12 protein-coding genes are annotated in these 15,357 nt (G+C 67.6%); 2 read left to right on the plus strand and 10 right to left on the minus strand.

Annotated elements, in window-relative coordinates; all coding sequences use genetic code 11:
• Positions 1-55: 55 nt before the first annotated feature.
• From nudC to FLL47_RS23510, 6 genes are read right to left on the minus strand one after another with little or no spacing between them, the layout of a single operon-like run.
• Positions 56-997 carry an NAD(+) diphosphatase gene (gene nudC, locus FLL47_RS23485; protein WP_144122736.1) on the minus strand — a complete coding sequence of 314 codons (942 nt, stop codon included), beginning with the start codon at positions 995-997 and terminating at the stop codon, positions 56-58.
• On the minus strand, positions 994-2,304 hold the full coding sequence (locus FLL47_RS23490) for an aspartate aminotransferase family protein (RefSeq protein ID WP_222106160.1): 1,311 nt from the start codon (positions 2,302-2,304) through the stop codon (positions 994-996). The genes nudC and FLL47_RS23490 overlap by 4 nt, the downstream gene beginning before the upstream one ends.
• Positions 2,301-3,650, minus strand: coding sequence for a phosphoribosylamine--glycine ligase (gene purD / locus FLL47_RS23495; protein WP_144122737.1), 1,350 nt, complete (start codon positions 3,648-3,650; stop codon positions 2,301-2,303). Before purD ends, FLL47_RS23490 begins: the two co-directional genes overlap by 4 nt.
• Positions 3,647-4,822, minus strand: coding sequence for a fatty acid desaturase (locus FLL47_RS23500; protein ID WP_144122738.1), 1,176 nt, complete (start codon positions 4,820-4,822; stop codon positions 3,647-3,649). Before FLL47_RS23500 ends, purD begins: the two co-directional genes overlap by 4 nt.
• The gene (locus tag FLL47_RS23505) at positions 4,819-6,912 is read right to left on the minus strand and encodes an ATP-grasp domain-containing protein (RefSeq protein ID WP_144122739.1); all 2,094 of its coding nucleotides are present in this window, start codon (positions 6,910-6,912) and stop codon (positions 4,819-4,821) included. The genes FLL47_RS23500 and FLL47_RS23505 overlap by 4 nt, the downstream gene beginning before the upstream one ends.
• Positions 6,913-6,958: 46 nt before the next feature.
• The gene (locus tag FLL47_RS23510; RefSeq protein ID WP_144122740.1) at positions 6,959-7,954 is read right to left on the minus strand and encodes an ornithine cyclodeaminase family protein; all 996 of its coding nucleotides are present in this window, start codon (positions 7,952-7,954) and stop codon (positions 6,959-6,961) included.
• 899 nt (positions 7,955-8,853) lie between these two features.
• Between FLL47_RS23510 and FLL47_RS23515 the strand changes: the two genes are divergently transcribed.
• Positions 8,854-9,744: a cupin-like domain-containing protein gene (locus FLL47_RS23515; protein WP_186315869.1), complete on the plus strand. Its 891-nt coding sequence runs from the start codon at positions 8,854-8,856 to the stop codon at positions 9,742-9,744.
• 879 nt (positions 9,745-10,623) lie between these two features.
• Here the strand turns inward: FLL47_RS23515 and FLL47_RS23520 are convergent.
• From FLL47_RS23520 to FLL47_RS23535, 4 genes are all read right to left on the minus strand, one after another.
• Positions 10,624-11,124 (minus strand): hypothetical protein, encoded by a 501-nt coding sequence (locus FLL47_RS23520; protein WP_144122742.1) that lies wholly within the window; start codon positions 11,122-11,124, stop codon positions 10,624-10,626.
• 70 nt (positions 11,125-11,194) lie between these two features.
• Complete coding sequence (locus FLL47_RS43090; protein ID WP_186315870.1) at positions 11,195-11,434, minus strand: hypothetical protein; 240 nt, start codon at positions 11,432-11,434, stop codon at positions 11,195-11,197.
• Positions 11,435-11,607: 173 nt separating this feature from the next.
• Positions 11,608-12,675, minus strand: a complete 1,068-nt coding sequence (locus FLL47_RS23530) for a peptidoglycan DD-metalloendopeptidase family protein (RefSeq protein WP_246158549.1) — start codon at positions 12,673-12,675, stop codon at positions 11,608-11,610.
• Between the two features lie 322 nt (positions 12,676-12,997).
• Complete coding sequence (locus FLL47_RS23535) at positions 12,998-14,554, minus strand: HEAT repeat domain-containing protein (RefSeq protein WP_144122743.1); 1,557 nt, start codon at positions 14,552-14,554, stop codon at positions 12,998-13,000.
• A 204-nt stretch (positions 14,555-14,758) separates the two neighbouring features.
• On the opposite strand from FLL47_RS23535, the gene FLL47_RS23540 reads away from it, so the two are divergent.
• On the plus strand, positions 14,759-15,298 hold the full coding sequence (locus FLL47_RS23540) for a HutD/Ves family protein (protein ID WP_144122744.1): 540 nt from the start codon (positions 14,759-14,761) through the stop codon (positions 15,296-15,298).
• Positions 15,299-15,357 lie beyond the last annotated feature (59 nt).

The raw sequence follows: 15,357 nt of genomic DNA on the forward strand, positions 1-15,357 counted from the left end.
TCCGTAGTGCGGTGGTCTCCGGGCAGGTGCGCCGGGTCTCCGGAACGCGGGTGCGTCAGTCGCCCTCTTGCAGCCAGCCGTGCAGCAGGAGCCGGTCGATCGAGTCCTCGCGGCCGAGCCGGCCACCGGAGGCAGCGTGTGCGAGGAGTTCAGCGCGGGTGAACCAGCGCGCCTCCACCAGCTCTTCACCGTCGACCACCACGGTGTGCTCGGTCGCGGTGGCCCGGAATCCGACCATCAGCCCCGAGGGGAACGGCCATGCCTGGGAGGCCACGTACGTCACCGCACCGACCGGTACCCCCGCCTCCTCGGCCACCTCACGCCGTACCGCGTCTTCAAGGCTCTCGCCGATCTCCACGAACCCGGCCAGCGTCGAATAGCCGCCTGCGGCGGACCCCTTGTGCAGGGCCAACAGGCAACGGCGCGGTGTTTCCGCCGACTCGACCAGCATGATTACTGCCGGTTCGATTCTGGGAAACAGCAGACGGGCGCATCCCACGTCCCCGCAGACCCGCATGTGGCCGCCGTTGCGGCTCACCGTCGCGGCCCCGCAGGCGCCGCAGAAGCCCTGGTGACGGTTCCAATGCAGGAGCCCGCGCGCGTACGCCAACGTCGAGGCCTCGCTCGGCTCCAATGTCCCCACCAGCGTGCGCACGTCCAGGACGTGCTCGGCACCGGCCAGGTGGAGCGCCTCAGTCTCCGAAAGCCCGGACAGGTCCGCGGCGAAGACGCCGCTGTCCCCGTCCAGTCCCAGGAACACCACCTCGGTCGAGGCCTGACGGACCGCCTCGGCGCTGGCACCTGCCAGGAACACCGGAGCCTGTGGCGCCCCGGCCATCAGGCACCGGTCACGCCAGAGCGGGATCAACCGGGCGTCGGGCGCGGTGAGGGTAGCCTCGATCCACAGTGGGTCGGTCCGCCGGTCGCCGGCCCGATCGAGCCATCGGCCGCAGTAGGTGAGGCCGGAATCGTGCAGCGCGGTGTGGTGATCGGTCATGCCGGGTCGCCCGCCACACAGTCGTCGGCTCCGGTGACGTCACGCAACGCACCGATGATGGTGTCCAGGCCCTGGAGGAGGTTCTCCTCGCTGATGGTCAGCGGCGGCAGGACCTTGAGCACCTCGCCGTTGCGGCCGCAGGTCTCCACGACCAGCCCTCGGTCGAAGCAGAGCTGAGACACCTTGCTCGCGGTGGGGCCCGAGACGCCGGACAGGTCGACACCCCACATGAGGCCCAGTCCGCGGACGGTGACTGCCGGCGGTTGCGAGAGGTGGTAGCCGAGATGGCCGGCCACCAGGTCGGCCTTGCGGCGCACCGCCTGGATGAACGGGCCGTCCAGCCCGTCGGACCAGAACTCCCGGATCGCGGCGGTGGCCGCGACGAAGGCGAGCTGGTTGCCGCGGAAGGTGCCGTTGTGCTGGCCCGGCTGCCAGATGTCGTACTCGGGTTTGATGAGCAGGACCGCCATGGGCAGTCCGTATCCACCGATCGACTTGGACAGGGTCACGAGGTCCGGGGTGATCCCGGCGCGTTCGAAGGAGAAGAACGCACCGGTCCGCCCGCATCCGGCCTGGATGTCGTCGACGATCAGCAGAATCTGATGTTCGTCGCAGAAGGCGCGCAGTCCCCGCAGGAACTCCACCGGCGCGATGTACACGCCACCTTCGCCCTGGACCGTCTCCAGCAGGATCGCCGCCGGTTTCTCGATGCCCGAACTAGCGTCCCCGATCATGCGGCGCAGCAGGTCGAGGCTGTCGAATCCGCCCAGCGGCGAGTGCGGGTAGGGCACGTGCGTGGTCCTGGGCAGTGAGTCGTGCAGACCCTGTTTGTAGAAGCCGGCTCCGGTCGCGGCCAGTGATCCCGTGCTGACCCCGTGGAAGCCGCCGCTGAAGGAGACGATGTTCGAACGGCGGGTGACCAGCCGTGCCAGTTTCAGGGCCGCCTCGACGGCGTTCGTCCCGGACGGGCTGCAGAACTGCACCTTGTAGGTCAGTCCGCGCGGGGCCAGCACGTACCGGTGGAAGGCGTCGAGAAACTCGCCTTTCGCGCTGGTGGACAGGTCCAGACCGTGGGTCAGACCGTCCTGCTCGAGGTAGTCGACAACGGCACGCTTGATGGAGTCGGGATTGTGACCGTAGTTGAGCGTGCCCGCCCCGGACAGGAAGTCGATGTAGCCGGTCCCGTCCTGGGTGAACAGGAAGTCTCCCTTGGCCCGGGTGAACAGCCCGGTGAAGGACCGCGAATACGACCGGACGTTCGACTCCACAGCCTCGAAAACGTCCCCCGAGGACATCGCCAGGATCATCGCAGGGCTCCTTCGTTCTCCACCAGCAGTCCGATGTCACCGCGGTAGCGCATGCCCCGGAAGGCGATACGGTCGATCTGCCGGTAGGCGCGCTCGCGTGCCTCGGCGAGCGTGCTGCCCGCACCCACCACGTGCACGACCCGGCCGCCGGCCGTGACCGGCCGGCCGAGTGCGTCGGCGCGCAGGTCGGCGTAGAAGAGGTCCGCCTCGTCGGCGTCCACGGCTTCCAGCCCGGTCACGTGCTGACCGGTGATGAACCCGGCGAACGGGTAGCCGGGATGTGCGTCCGGGTCGTCGGGATCGAGGCAGCCCTGCGTCAGCGCGACGCAGCAGCGAGCCAGGCCATCCGTGTGGATCTTCTGCTCATGAAGGGTCCGGTCGAGCACCGCCCGGCACAGACTCGTGAAGTCGGTGCGGATGCCGGGCAGCAGCACCTGCGCCTCGGAGTCGCCGATGCGGGTGTTGATCTCGATGACGCGGGGTCCGTCGTCGGTCATCATCACGGCGATGTAGAGGAAGCCCGAGTAGTCGAGACCCTCGTGGCGCATGGCCCGCACCACCGGGTCAAGGACCGTCCTGCGGATCTCCGCGTCCAGCTCGGGCCCGGCCTCGGGGTGCGGGGTGACGGAGCCCATTCCATCGCAGTTCTTTCCCCGGTCGTCTTCGAAGGTGCGCTTGTAGTCCAGTGCGGAGGGCAGCGCCAGCGCGCTGTCGCCGTCGAGCAGCGCGAAGACGGAGATCTCCCAGCCCCGCAGGCGTTCCTCGATGACCACCCGGAAGTCGTCGCCAGCCTCGCTGGCGAACTGCACCACGGCCGCCTCCGCCTCGGCCGGGGAGTCGCAGACCACGGTGCCGTCGCCGAGCAGGGTGAGGCCGTCGGTCTTGACGACACACTCGTACGGGAGCGACCGGACGTACTCGCGGGCGAGTTCAGGATCGGTGAAGGCCTGGTACCGCGGCATCGGGATGCCGTTGTCGGCGCAGAATCGCTTGCCTCGTTCCTTGCTCGCCTCCAGCAGTGCCGCCGCCCGATCGGGACCGATGACCCGCTGCCCGCTCGCGCGCAGGATGTCGACGTAGGCACGTGACAGGGCGTCGATGTGCGCGACGAAGACGAAGTCGACCGGGTTTTCCAGCAGGAACTCCAGCGCCGTACGCGGGTTGAACAGCGAGATCGACGGCACCGAGACGATCCGATCATCCTGGACGAGGTCGCACCCCGGCCCGTAGAAGACCGTCACGTCGGGGTCGGTGCGGGTGAACAGGCGGCAGATCGCGTGGCCGCGACCGCCGCCGTCGATGACGAGGACCCTGTGTCGCACGGTGTTCGCAACGGGTGTCGTCATACCGCACCACCCTCGGCGGAACTGCGGTCGGTGCCGACGCCCAACGGTGCGGGCTCGCCCACCATGCCGGCGGCATGCAGGTGGTCGACGAGCGAACCCCACACCTCGGTGTAGCGCGGTGAGCCCTTGGCGATGTCGTCGCGGCGGACGTATGCGGAGTTCGCCCAGTCGCACTTGGGCGCGATGTGGTGCAGGTCGTGTTGCACGGTGTCACCGACGAGGATGAACATCCGATAGGGGGCGTGCACGAACAGGATTCGCGACCACCACGTCAACCAGGCGGCGGCGCGCCTCGCCCGGCCGGTGATGTCTGCTCCGGGCGTCGCCTCGCCGCAGACCCGGCCAAAGGTCAGCAGGTCACGTTGTGCCTTGGTGAGGTTGTCGGAGTTGGCGAAGATCCACCAGCGGTGCTCGGTGTGGGTGTAGAGGTAGGTCGAGCCCTGGAACATCACCGACAGGGGCAGCAGCCACAGCACCAGGTACTGCATCCACCAGCCCGTCGTTGCGACGAACACCACCGTCGAGGCGAGCCACACCAGCGACATCAGCAGGCGGTAACGCGGCCGGACGCCGATGAAGTTGGACCTGATACGCCCGGAGAAGAAGCCCCAGTGGTGCTTGGGTGAGAACAGCGACTTCCACAGGTAGCGGCGGAACTCCGACTTCGACATGCCCGGGCGCATCCCGGTGGCGAGCAGGTAGCGGGTGTCGGAGTCGTGCATCGAGCACGGGTACTGGTGATGCAGCAAGTGATCTCTGCGGTCCTCGTCGTACGGGGTGCGCCAGAACATCGTGGTGATCAATTCGCCGACGATCCGGTTGCCGAGCACCGACTTGACGAACATCTGGTGCAGCGTCTGGTGGACCACAACGACGTCGAGGCGGCGCAATCCGCCGGTGGTGAGCAGCAAGGACAGCACCAGCGGTGGAATGGACCAGGGGGTGAACCCCGACAACAGGTAGGCGCCGAGGCTGATGCCGGCGGCCGTCTGGATCAGCCCCAGCACTGCGGCCTTGGCCGGGCTCCAGCTGACGAACTGTCGGTCACCGTCGAGCGGGACACCGGTGACCCAGGTCAGGAAGGGTTGGAGGATCCGGGGCAGTGCCCGCATCGTCTCCCGTGGCCGTACGTCCTCGCGCAGGCCGGGCATGACGGTCTCGACGGTGCTCATACGCCCGACACCGGGTCGACCCCTGCTCCACCGAAGAGGATGTTGTTCGTCTCGTGGGTTCTGGGCGTGGTGAGGTCCTTGGCGTTGACCCAGGTCATGTTCACGATCGTGCGGCGGCCTTCACCGCGGATCGGATGCACGCGGTGCATGGTGGTGTCGGTCTTGATCACGTAAGCGTCGCCCGCCTCGAACGCATACGAGTGCACCTGGCCGTTGAGCAGTGCACCGTAGACGTCGGGGTTGGCTTTGTCCCACCCGGAGGTGTGCGGCACGCCCTGGACGAAGCCGCCGTCACGATAGTGCGGCGCCTCCAGGATCAGGACGAAGCCGTAGCTGTAGTCGTCCCAGTGCCATCCGTGGGTGTCACCGGACGCGCCGAGCCGGCTGATCACGTAGTGCTCGCCCGCGTACGGACAGGTGAAGGCCTCTTCACCCACCACCTGGGACATGAGGTCCTTCATGGCCGACGAGAAGTACAGCTCGTGGATCAGCGGGCCGTGTTCCTTGATGGTCGGCTGCCCGACCGTCGTCATCTGCCGGGGCGTGTTGTCGGTGAGTTTCATCGACAGCTTGTGGGTCTTGCCGAAACCGTCCATGATCGCGAAGGCTTCGTCCTGCAACTCACGCAGCAGGTCCGGCGGGCAGAATCCGCGCAGCGGGACCACGTTCTCGGTCTGGAACTGTGCCTGGATCGCCGCCAGCGTGTCGCCGGAGAATTGCTCCGTGAAGTGACTCCGCAGAGTCTCGTCCACGGTATGGGGTGCGGTGGAGGTGCTCATCTGGTTTCCTTTCGGTACCGTTTGTCTGACATCGGGGTTGAAGTACGCCCCGCCGGTGACCCGGGTGGCCGGGATGTCACCGAGCGGTTCGCCGTTGAAGACGGTCATCTGTCGTGCCGCGACGGCCTTGTCATGCGTTTCGGCGACGGTGGCGCCGGTGACCACGCACATCGCCACGTGGTCCAGCTGTCCGGAGCCGCCGCTGAGTTCCTGCCCGATCTCCTTGCTCAGCCGCCGGGTGCCGCTGTGCGGAGCGAAGACCAGGTCCCGAAAGTGCATGACTCCCGGTGGTGGCATCACCAGCACGTCGGCGGCGTACCGGGTCGGCCGCGGCAGGAGCGTGGTGTCCAGGTCGAGGCCACAGGCGACGTCGGTGAGGTAGGTCTGAAACGGAAGGCCGAATGCCTCGTTGACCAGGACCGTCGCCGCGAGCCCGGCGAAGCGGAGATTGAAGTCGATCAGCTCGATGGGGCCGTGCTCCGGCACCATCACCTCGACGTGCGTCGGGCCGTGGGTGATGCTCAGGCTCTTGTGGAACAGCTCGCAGGCGGCGACGATTTCGTCGCGACGCGGATGGTCGTACGGGAAGAGCAGCCCCTGTTCCACCACCGGGTTCTCGGTCAGCACGTACCTGCCGGTGAGACCGATGGTGTGGACCACGCCGTGGGAGACCAGGGATTCCACCGACAGCAGCTCACCCGCTGCCAGCTCCTCGAGCACGAAGACACCGCGGGACACGATGTAGTCGCGCAGCCGGGGGGCGTCGATGTCGGCCGCTTCGGCTTTTGCAGCGGCCGCGTGGAGTTCGGCGAGCGACCCCACGATGAAGCAGAGCACGCTACCCGTGCCGTTGGCCGGCTTGAGCACAGCCGGTCCGTCGAACTGCCAGGTGTCCCACTGGAGGGCGTCGCGCAGGGAGGTCGACCGCAGGCGCGACAGGCCTTCCGCGTAGAGCTTCCTGCGCACCTGCCGCTTGTCCAGCGCCCGGAGCGTGTCCTGGACATTGTTGTGGGGCAGGCCTACCCGCTGCCGTAGTTCCGCCTCGTAGGGCAGGGTGTGCTCGTATCCGCAGTAGGTGCCGACGATCTCGCTACGCCCGCAGAGCTCGTCGATAATTTCGCGGACCGCGACGGCGTCCGACCATGCCTCAATGTGGATCAGTTCGTCGATGACACCGTCCGGCACGGCGAAAGCGCCCGTGGTCCGCAGGGGGTCGTGGTTGAGTGCGACGACGTGGAACCCGCGGGCTTTCGCCTCCTGGGCCACCAGCACCATCTGGCTCATCAGTTCGAACACAACGAACGTCTTCAACGCGCTGTCTCCCGTGATTGTCGAACGATCTGCGATTCGGCCGCGGTCAGGGTTTGCCCGCGTGCTCGGCCAACTCGACGTGCGGCGAGTAGGGGTCGACCGCGTCCATGGGCTGGTATTCCAGGCTTACGCTCGTACCTGCGCCGATCGCCGTGGCGATCTCGAGGAACACATCGAGTGCGATGTGGTCCTCCAGTGCGAAACCGGTGGAGTCGAACACCGTCAGGCTGTTGCGGGCGTGGGCCACCGAGGCCGGGTCGGCGCACAGCGCGCCGAGGGCCGGACCGAGCTGGTCGCGAGACAACTGCTGGCATTCCCCTTCGCGCAACGCCTGCTCCGGATGGTCGGGGCAGACCAGGGCCCGGTGGAGCAGGCTCTTGGGAAGTTCCGTCTTGCCGACCAGATCCGAGCCCACCGCGTTGACGTGGAGGTGTTCGCGCAGCCCGCGGTCGGGCAGCACGGGTCCGCCTCCAATGCCGACCGAGGTGGCAGTGGTGATGACGTCCGCCCCGACCGCGATCTCCTCGGGGGAGGCACAACGGACGTCGAGACCGAGGAACGCGGCTCGCGTGGCGAAGCTCGCGAGACGCTCCGGATCGGTGTCCCACACGAGGACCGTCTCGATCGGAAGTGTCAGCGTGAGTCCGTGCAGTTGTGTGATCGACTGAGCTCCTGCCCCGATCAGTCCGACGGTCCGGCTGTCCGGGTGCGCCAGCGCCGCGCTCGCGATCGCCGACACGGCACCGGTGCGGATCGCGGTCAGCACCACTCCGTCGGACAGGGCGATCAGTCGGCCGGTCACATCGTCGAAACGGGCGACGGTTCCGACGATCGTCGGAAGCCCGAACCGGTCCGGGTTCGCGGGGCTGTACGCGACGGTCTTGATCGTGATGCTGTCGCCGCTGTCGTGGTGCGGCATCCACTCGATGATTCCCGGGACCGGGCCGGTCCGCACGAAGCCGTCGCGTAGCGGCGAGAGTTGTCGTCCCTCGGCGTGTACTCGCCCCAAGCCCTCCCTGAGCCGCTCGATCATGAGGTTCATGAGCGCGTCACGCCCGGTGTGGCGAATGATCTCACCGATGTCCGATTGGGTGAGCAGTAGCGTGTTCAGCAGAAACTCCTAAAAAACGGCAAAGATCGCTATAAATCAGGCTGACCAGGGCGCGCGCCTGGGCCGCGTCGGCTTGAAACAGTTCGCTCCGACGACCAGGAAAGCCAGGAGGAAGGCGCCGGTTCCATTACCTGTGCACGCCGACGAAACGTCGGCCATCAGGTGCGCTGGAACCGCGACGGTAATTCAGAACAGATGAGCGGACAGCTTCGCCATGCGAAAGTCGTCGACCTACGACTTGGCCCACGACATGAGGGCGGCGAAGCTGGTCAGTGCCTGTCCGGCAACCGCGTTTGAGGTGTCACAGTCCGCATGAGCTGCGAGGGAACCACACCGAGCCACTAGTGGCTATAAGGCGGTGCACGGCCGCAAACCTCAGCATGTCTACCTCTTTCACAGTCGGGCATCATTGACCGATCTCGCACGGCGGACTCCGCGGCGGTGAAAGCCGGGAAGGTCGAGCCGTGCGCCGTGAGACAGTCCCACCCGGACTCGGATCTGTCAAGCGCTCGTTGCGATTCGAACCGCGATTTCGCAACGATTACATATTTATATCAAGCGAATCCACGTTCTGACTTGTGACTCAGTCAGGGGGTTCGCAGGAGGCACACCGCGCCCCGTGGCCGCCGGAGATAAACGACGGTCAAGGTCACGTTTTGGTTTACGAAGTGGTGTTCTGGGGCTCCAGCACCAGCGGATAGTGAAGCTCACCGGCCCAACACAACGGGGTCCCCCACCGTGCCCACCGGCTGCTAGCATCACCGACCGGCCGGCCTCGATCTTGCTGGCCGGCCATCGGCATGAGTTCAACGAGGAACGAAGGCAGCCGCATGACAAGCGTTTTGAATATCGGGAAAGTCGACGTCCGGGAGTCGCTCGGCGCCGAGGAATTCTATCGCGACTACGTGAACAAGAAACCCGTCCTCATGAAGGGGGCGATTGCCGGAATGCCGGCTGTTTCGCAGTGGTCGGTCCCGTATCTGACCTCGCTCGCGCCGGAGCTCCCCGTACGTTTGAAAACGGGATATCTGGCGGAAGGCAACACGGTCACATGGTCCATGCGTCAGTACAGCGAATTCGTGGATGATCTGGTCGAGGGCCGCACGACGACAGACGGTCCGCCGCCGTACCTTCACGATCTCCCGCTGTTCTCGATGATTCCGGCATTGCGCGCCGACATCGAACCCTTCCCGGCCCATATGCTCCCGAAGTTCTTTCGTGACCAGTGGTGGAAATTCCCTCAGTTCTTCGTCGGGCCGCCGGACGCGATGACCCCGCTGCACTTCGACAGCCTGCAGACTCACAACCTGTTCTTCCAGATCCACGGAAGCAAGCGCTTCCTTATCGTCGACCCAGAGGACCGGCAGTACTGCTACACGTACAACTGGCGGTGGTCGCACATCGACGCCGAGAACCCGGACCTCGACCGCCACCCGCTCTACCAGAGGGCAAGGGTGCGCGAGTGTGTCGTCGAGACCGGCGACCTGCTGTACATGCCGCCCGGCGCGCTGCACCACGTACGATCGCTGACCACGTCCATCTCCTTCAACGTGGACTGGCACGACAAGCGAAGCGCCCTCCGCGGCCTCGCCGCGGTCCGCCACGGCATGCCGGTGAAGAACCTCCGGTACAACACGCTCTTCGCACTCGGCGTGTGCGCCGGTGTGCCCCTCAGGGTCCTCGAGCCCGCCCTGAAGTCGTACTTCTACTACGTCTCGTGACATGTACCTAACGTCCTCGCTCACCACGCGCCGACCCTGGTGGCCGTGCCGGACATCCGCCCCGGAAACCTGATCCACCCCCGCGCCGTCGGCCGGTTCGCCAGCAGATATCGGCTTGGTGCCGGTGTGTACGCAAACGGGGTCGATAGCAACGGGAGCAGTGCACGGGGCCGCACGTCGGCTGGGCGCCGGAAAGGGGTAGGCGTGCCGGACTGTTGAAGGTCGCGAGCAAGACGGATACGCCGCAGTACCAGGAACGATGGACGTCCTTCTTCCGTGGTTGGGGCCCTGGCACGGTGGGGCCCCAACCAGACTGCTGTCAGCGCGGTGCCGGCAGTTCGAGGGCCGCCGGCAACCCCTTCCGCGTTGCGGCCGCCGACCGGCATCGCAGCACGGCAACGGCAGATCGGCCGGACGTCAGATCTGCGGAGTCTGGCGACGTATGCTGGCTCGCCGACCCTTCGCGACTGACTCCTGGTGGTTCGGCGGACTTCACGTCATCGAGTGCGCGGACCACGAAGTTCATTTGACGCTGCCGCTGATCCCATGTAATAGGACACTCACATTCGCCGATATCGCCGCCGTGAAGACCGTCAGCGCGAGGGCCGTGATCGCCAGGATCATCCATCGTCGTCGCAGCCAGGCTCGCATTGGACTACTCGACCAGCAGCAACGCCAAGATCACAAGTGTCTCTACACAGGGGCTGACCGAGTTGTCGGCCGCTCCGATAGGAAACGACTTGTTGCCCCGGTCACGCCGGTCGAGCGGCCGACGACAGTTACTGTCGGTGACTGCGTTGGTCAGCCCGCGGAGAGCCCCGATGGCGGTGCCAGCCCTGATGACGTGGGCAACGGCGAGGTCATCGCGGCGAATCGGACCTAACTGCCGGTGATGCCCGCGAGGTCGAGCAGACGGCACATGTCGTGGAAGCCCTCCACGCACGCGTCGAGGACCGCACCATGGCGGCCGGAAGTCTCGGCATACAGCAGGAGGAAGTACGGATCGACGGTCTCCGGAGCATTGATGTCGGCCTCGACGACCTCGCCGGTCGCGGGGTTTTCGAACCGGCAGTGTTCCCCGTGCAGGTCCAGGTGCCAGATCACATCCCGGACCCGGACAGTCTCCGGGTAGCACCCGTCGACGTCACCCTTGCGGGACTCTCCTGCCCGCAGTTGGGCGACGAGCGCGCCGGCCGATTGCCGGAATTCGGCGACAAGGTGGTCGAGGGCCGAATGCAGGGTCGCAGCTTCTGACTCGGTGACGAGCCGGAGCACAGTGAGGATCGGCCCCCGGCCCGTCGTCCCCGGCGAGGCGATGACATGCGCATCGGGCTCGAGCGCAATCCGCAGGGCCCGCGCAGCGGCCGTCGCAGCCGGCATGTCCAAGGCCTCATCGAGGCAAATGACCAGTCGGCCGCCACGGGTGACTCGCAGAGCGATGTCGACAGGGTCAGGTAGGCCTGTCAAGATCGCTCCCGTCCTCAGTCCCATGGCGTGAGACTAGTCGGAAAACGCCGGCGAGATCGAAATCCGGTTCATCGCGGACCGACCCGAACAGACCACAGTCGATTTCGAACACCGCCACCTCGATCGCCTTGTCGTCGGCCAAGCGGTGCGCGGCGCGCTCGTCGGCGGTGGCGACCGGTGCGCCATCCTCGAGCTGTTCGCCAAGGCGGCGGCCGACCGGCAACAGGTTCCAGCACGCCTGCGTACACGGTGCCGAAAGACACTCTGGGGCCTCCGGGATGGCATGGCTTCGACAGCCACGGCCGACCCCGAAGGCCACCCCTGCATCCGCGAGGCACATCTGCATTGCCTCGGAGGTCAGGTGCCGTACGCCCTGACCTGGTTCTTCACCGGACCTCAGATGAGCCGGCTGAGCGCCGACCAGGTGTTGGGTCCGGGAATGCCGTCGACCGGACCGGTGTAACCGCCGAGCTGGGCCATCCGCTGCAAGGCGGCGTAGGTGTTCACACCGGGTATGCCGTCGGTCGGGCCGGTGTAGCCGTAGCCGGAGAGCACCTTCTGCACGCCCTTCCACGAGTTCGCGCCCAGCACGCCGTCGGCCGGGCCGGTGTACCCGCCGAGCTTCGCCAGCCGCTGCAACGCGGCGTACGTGTTCGTACCCGGCAAGCCGTCGATCGGGCCGCCGTAGCCGAAGCCACGCAGCACCGTCTGGATGCCCTTCCACGAGTTCACGCCCAACGCCCCGTCCGCCGGACCCGTGTAGCCGCCCTTCTGCGCCAACCGCTGCAACGCGGCGTACGTGTTCGTACCGGGAGCCCCGTCGATCGCGCCGGTGTACCCGTAACCCCGCATCACCTGCTGCACGCCGAGCCACGTGTTCGTGCCCGGCGCTCCGTCGACCGGACCGGTGTAGCCGCCGGCCTGGGCGATCTCCTGCAGGATCACGCCCTCCGACGTGGTGGCGGGCGGCGGGGTGGTGCCGGCACCGTTGGCGTAGGGTGCTCCGTTGAGGTACGGCCACGGGTCGTAGCTGCTACCGCCGCTGTAGAACGCCAGGTGGAGATGCGGGCCGGTGACGTCGCCGGTGGCACCGATGGTGCCGAGCACGCTCCCGGACGTCACCGAGCCGCTGGTGATGTACTTGGACTGCAGGTGTGCATAGAGGCTGTCCCGCCCGTCGGCGTGGCGGACCGTCAGGTAGTTGCCGAGCGCACTGCTGAACGAACTCTCCACGATGGTTCCCGGGCGGACCGGGTGGACTCTGCGGCCCAGCACCGTGCCACCGGTGCCGACCGCGTTGAAGTCGATTCCGTTGTGGAAGCCGTCTCCGACGCCAGAACGCGGACCGTACGGGTCGTCCAGCCGTGGCACGACCGTGCCCGCCTCATAAAGATTGGTGAACGGCAGGTTGTAGCCCGCCACCGCAGCCGCGGCCGGCGCGACCGCGAGCCCCTGCCCTCCCACGATGGCCAACCCAGCCGCAGCTCCGCCGGCGATGAATCTACGCCGCGAGAACCCGGTCTTCGGCGTCGGTGAATGTGCAGTCATGGCCTGTCTCGATTCCTGTCGTGGTCGGAGCTTCGCCACTGCCGCTCCGCGAGCTGCCGTCGGTCGTGCCGCAGGCGTTGTCGATCTTTCTCGGCATGTGTCGAAGTGCCTTCATCGTCGCGTCACACAGGTTCGCTGTGACCCAACGAATCCGCGAACTTTGCACAGGGGTGACATCGCCGGGCCCTGCTGGTGCTTCACGGGGCGCGGTCCGCTGATGCGCGCACGCGCCGCCATCTCAGCCGAGACGTGCCTGGTAGCGGATCAGGTCTGCGAGAGGTTTGCCCAGCACCGGGACGGCCAGGGTGAGCAGCGTGTGGAGCTCCGGTACGAGTTGCGGGTCGACGGGGCGCAATCTGCCGTAGCCGGGCCAGTTCCGCACCTCGTGCTCGGCTGCCCCTCGTAGTTGCTCGTCGGTGTCGTGCAGCAGCCGCAGCGATACGGTCAGCCGGGTCCACGGGTCGCGGGCTATGCAGATCCGGAACGCGGCCATCCGCACGTTGGGCGCCTGCTCCTGTCGGAGCAGCGCCTCCAGTTCAGGCTTGTCGACTTCGGCGGCTCGTTCGCTGAGCGCGGCTGCGGCGTGCCGGACCACTGCGGGGGATGGGTCGGTCAGCCGCGCGGCCAGCGCATCGACCGGTGCGGTGCCGAGGCGGCGCAGTGCTCGCACCGCGGCGACCCGGCCGCGCGTGGCCGGGTGGGTGAGCCATGGCGTGATCAGCGCGGTGTCGGCGGAGTCGCCGGTTTCGCCGAGTCCCGCGATGACGCCGGGAGCCGGCGGCTCGGCTGCGATGAGGCGGCGGTAGTGGTCGGCCGGCTCGCCGTCGCGGCGGCGGAGCGCTGCGTACGCGATCTCGCGCACCTGCGGGTGGCGGTCGGACAGGGCCGCGTCCGCGTCGAACTCCCCCGCCCGGGACAGGCGTCGGATCGCCTCGGCGCGGATGCTGCCGGTACGGCTGGTACGCAGAGTCCGCAGTACGGACAGGTCCGCGTGGGCGGCCATCGCCGCGTCGGCGCAGATCCGCCGTACCCCGAGATCGGGGTCGGTGAACGCCGCGGTGAGCAGGCGGGGCACATCGATGCGCCCGTCGGCGATGGCGATGCGGTATGCGGCTTGGCGCAGTCGTGGGTGTGCGGTGGACAGCAACGCCGCGAGTCCGTGGTCGGGTAGTCGGGGCACGAGCCGCTCGATCTGTTCCATGAGCCAGCCGCCGTGTTTGCGGGCCTGCAGAGTGAGCGCGAGGTCGGCGGTCAGCCGCAACCGTACGATGTCCAGGTCGTCGGTGAGCTGACGGCTGAGCGCAGTGCGGGCGGCCTCGCGTACCGGGTGCGCCCAGTCGGCGCAGCGCAGGGCGAGTACGGCCATCGCTGCCGGGTGGCCGTGCTCGGCGAGGCGGATCGCTGCGGCCTCGCGCAGCCGCCCGTCGTGGTGGCAGCCGGCGCCGACGAGGGTGACCAGGTCTGCGGTGTCCTCGGCGAGTGCGCTCGCGGCCTGTTGCGACCAGCGCTGCTCCCACCACGACTTCTTGCGCAGTGCCTCGTCGAACCGTGCCCACCAGCTGCCCGACGCAGCCGCCAGGGTCTGCAGCGCCGTCGCGTGCCGAGCACCGTCGCCGTTGCGGGCAGCGCTGTAGTAGCCGGTCGCGACGCCGTCCGGGTCAGCGCGGAGATCGCAGAGCGACTGCGCCGGTCGCGCCGGCTCGGCAGGCAGCGGCAGATGGCCGGGATCCGGGACGGAGGCCGCAGGCTGGGGTGGTTTCAGCAGCCAGCGTCTGAGTCGTGCGCCGATCGTCATCACGTACCCCCGTGGGCGCCGCCGCGGCCGGTCCACGGTGACGTCCGCAATTCTGCGGAGGAGAGGAGTAGGCACGCCAGCGGATATCGGTCGGCGAGGTCGACCCGGCCACGAGCACAGGCCGGACGCATCGGAGACCGCCGCTGAATCGAAGCCCGATGCGATTCGCCGCATCCGCCCGCTGGACGGCATAGCCTGGTCATCATGGGCGTGACAATGCTGCCGGCCGAGGACCGCGTCGCCGTTGCGTGGCGCAACGGTGGCGGAGTCACCCGGGAGATCGCCGTCTACCCCGGTGGTGTCGACGACTTCCGGTGGCGGCTGAGCATCGCCGACGTCGGCAGCGACGGCCCGTTCTCGGCCTTCCCGGGCTACCGGCGCGTGATCACGGTACTCACCGGTGCCGGCATGCGCCTGACCGTCGACGGTGCCGTGCACGACATCGGACCGCTGGAACCGTTCGAGTTCGACGGCGGGGCCCGGACCGCATGCACGCTGCCGGGCGGGCCGATCACCGACCTCAACCTCATCGTGCGGGCGGGTGACCGGGGCTCGGTCCGCATCATCGACGTCACCGACCAGCTGACCGTCACCGGCCCGGCGGCGATCGTCGTGGTACGCGGGTCCGTGTCCGTCGACGGACATCCTGCGGTCATGCCGGACGCTGCACTCGTAAACCGCGCGACGGTCACGGCGCTGCAGCCGCTGGGCGCGGCGAGCGTGGCGCTGATCGACCTGCCCTGAGCCACCATCGCCCGGCGCCCTCGCGCCACGCCCGGTCCCGATCCGGGCGTGGCGCGGAC

Source organism: Catellatospora sichuanensis (genome assembly GCF_007483665.1).
In the GTDB taxonomy this organism is placed as follows: Bacteria; Actinomycetota; Actinomycetes; order Mycobacteriales; family Micromonosporaceae; genus Catellatospora; species Catellatospora sichuanensis.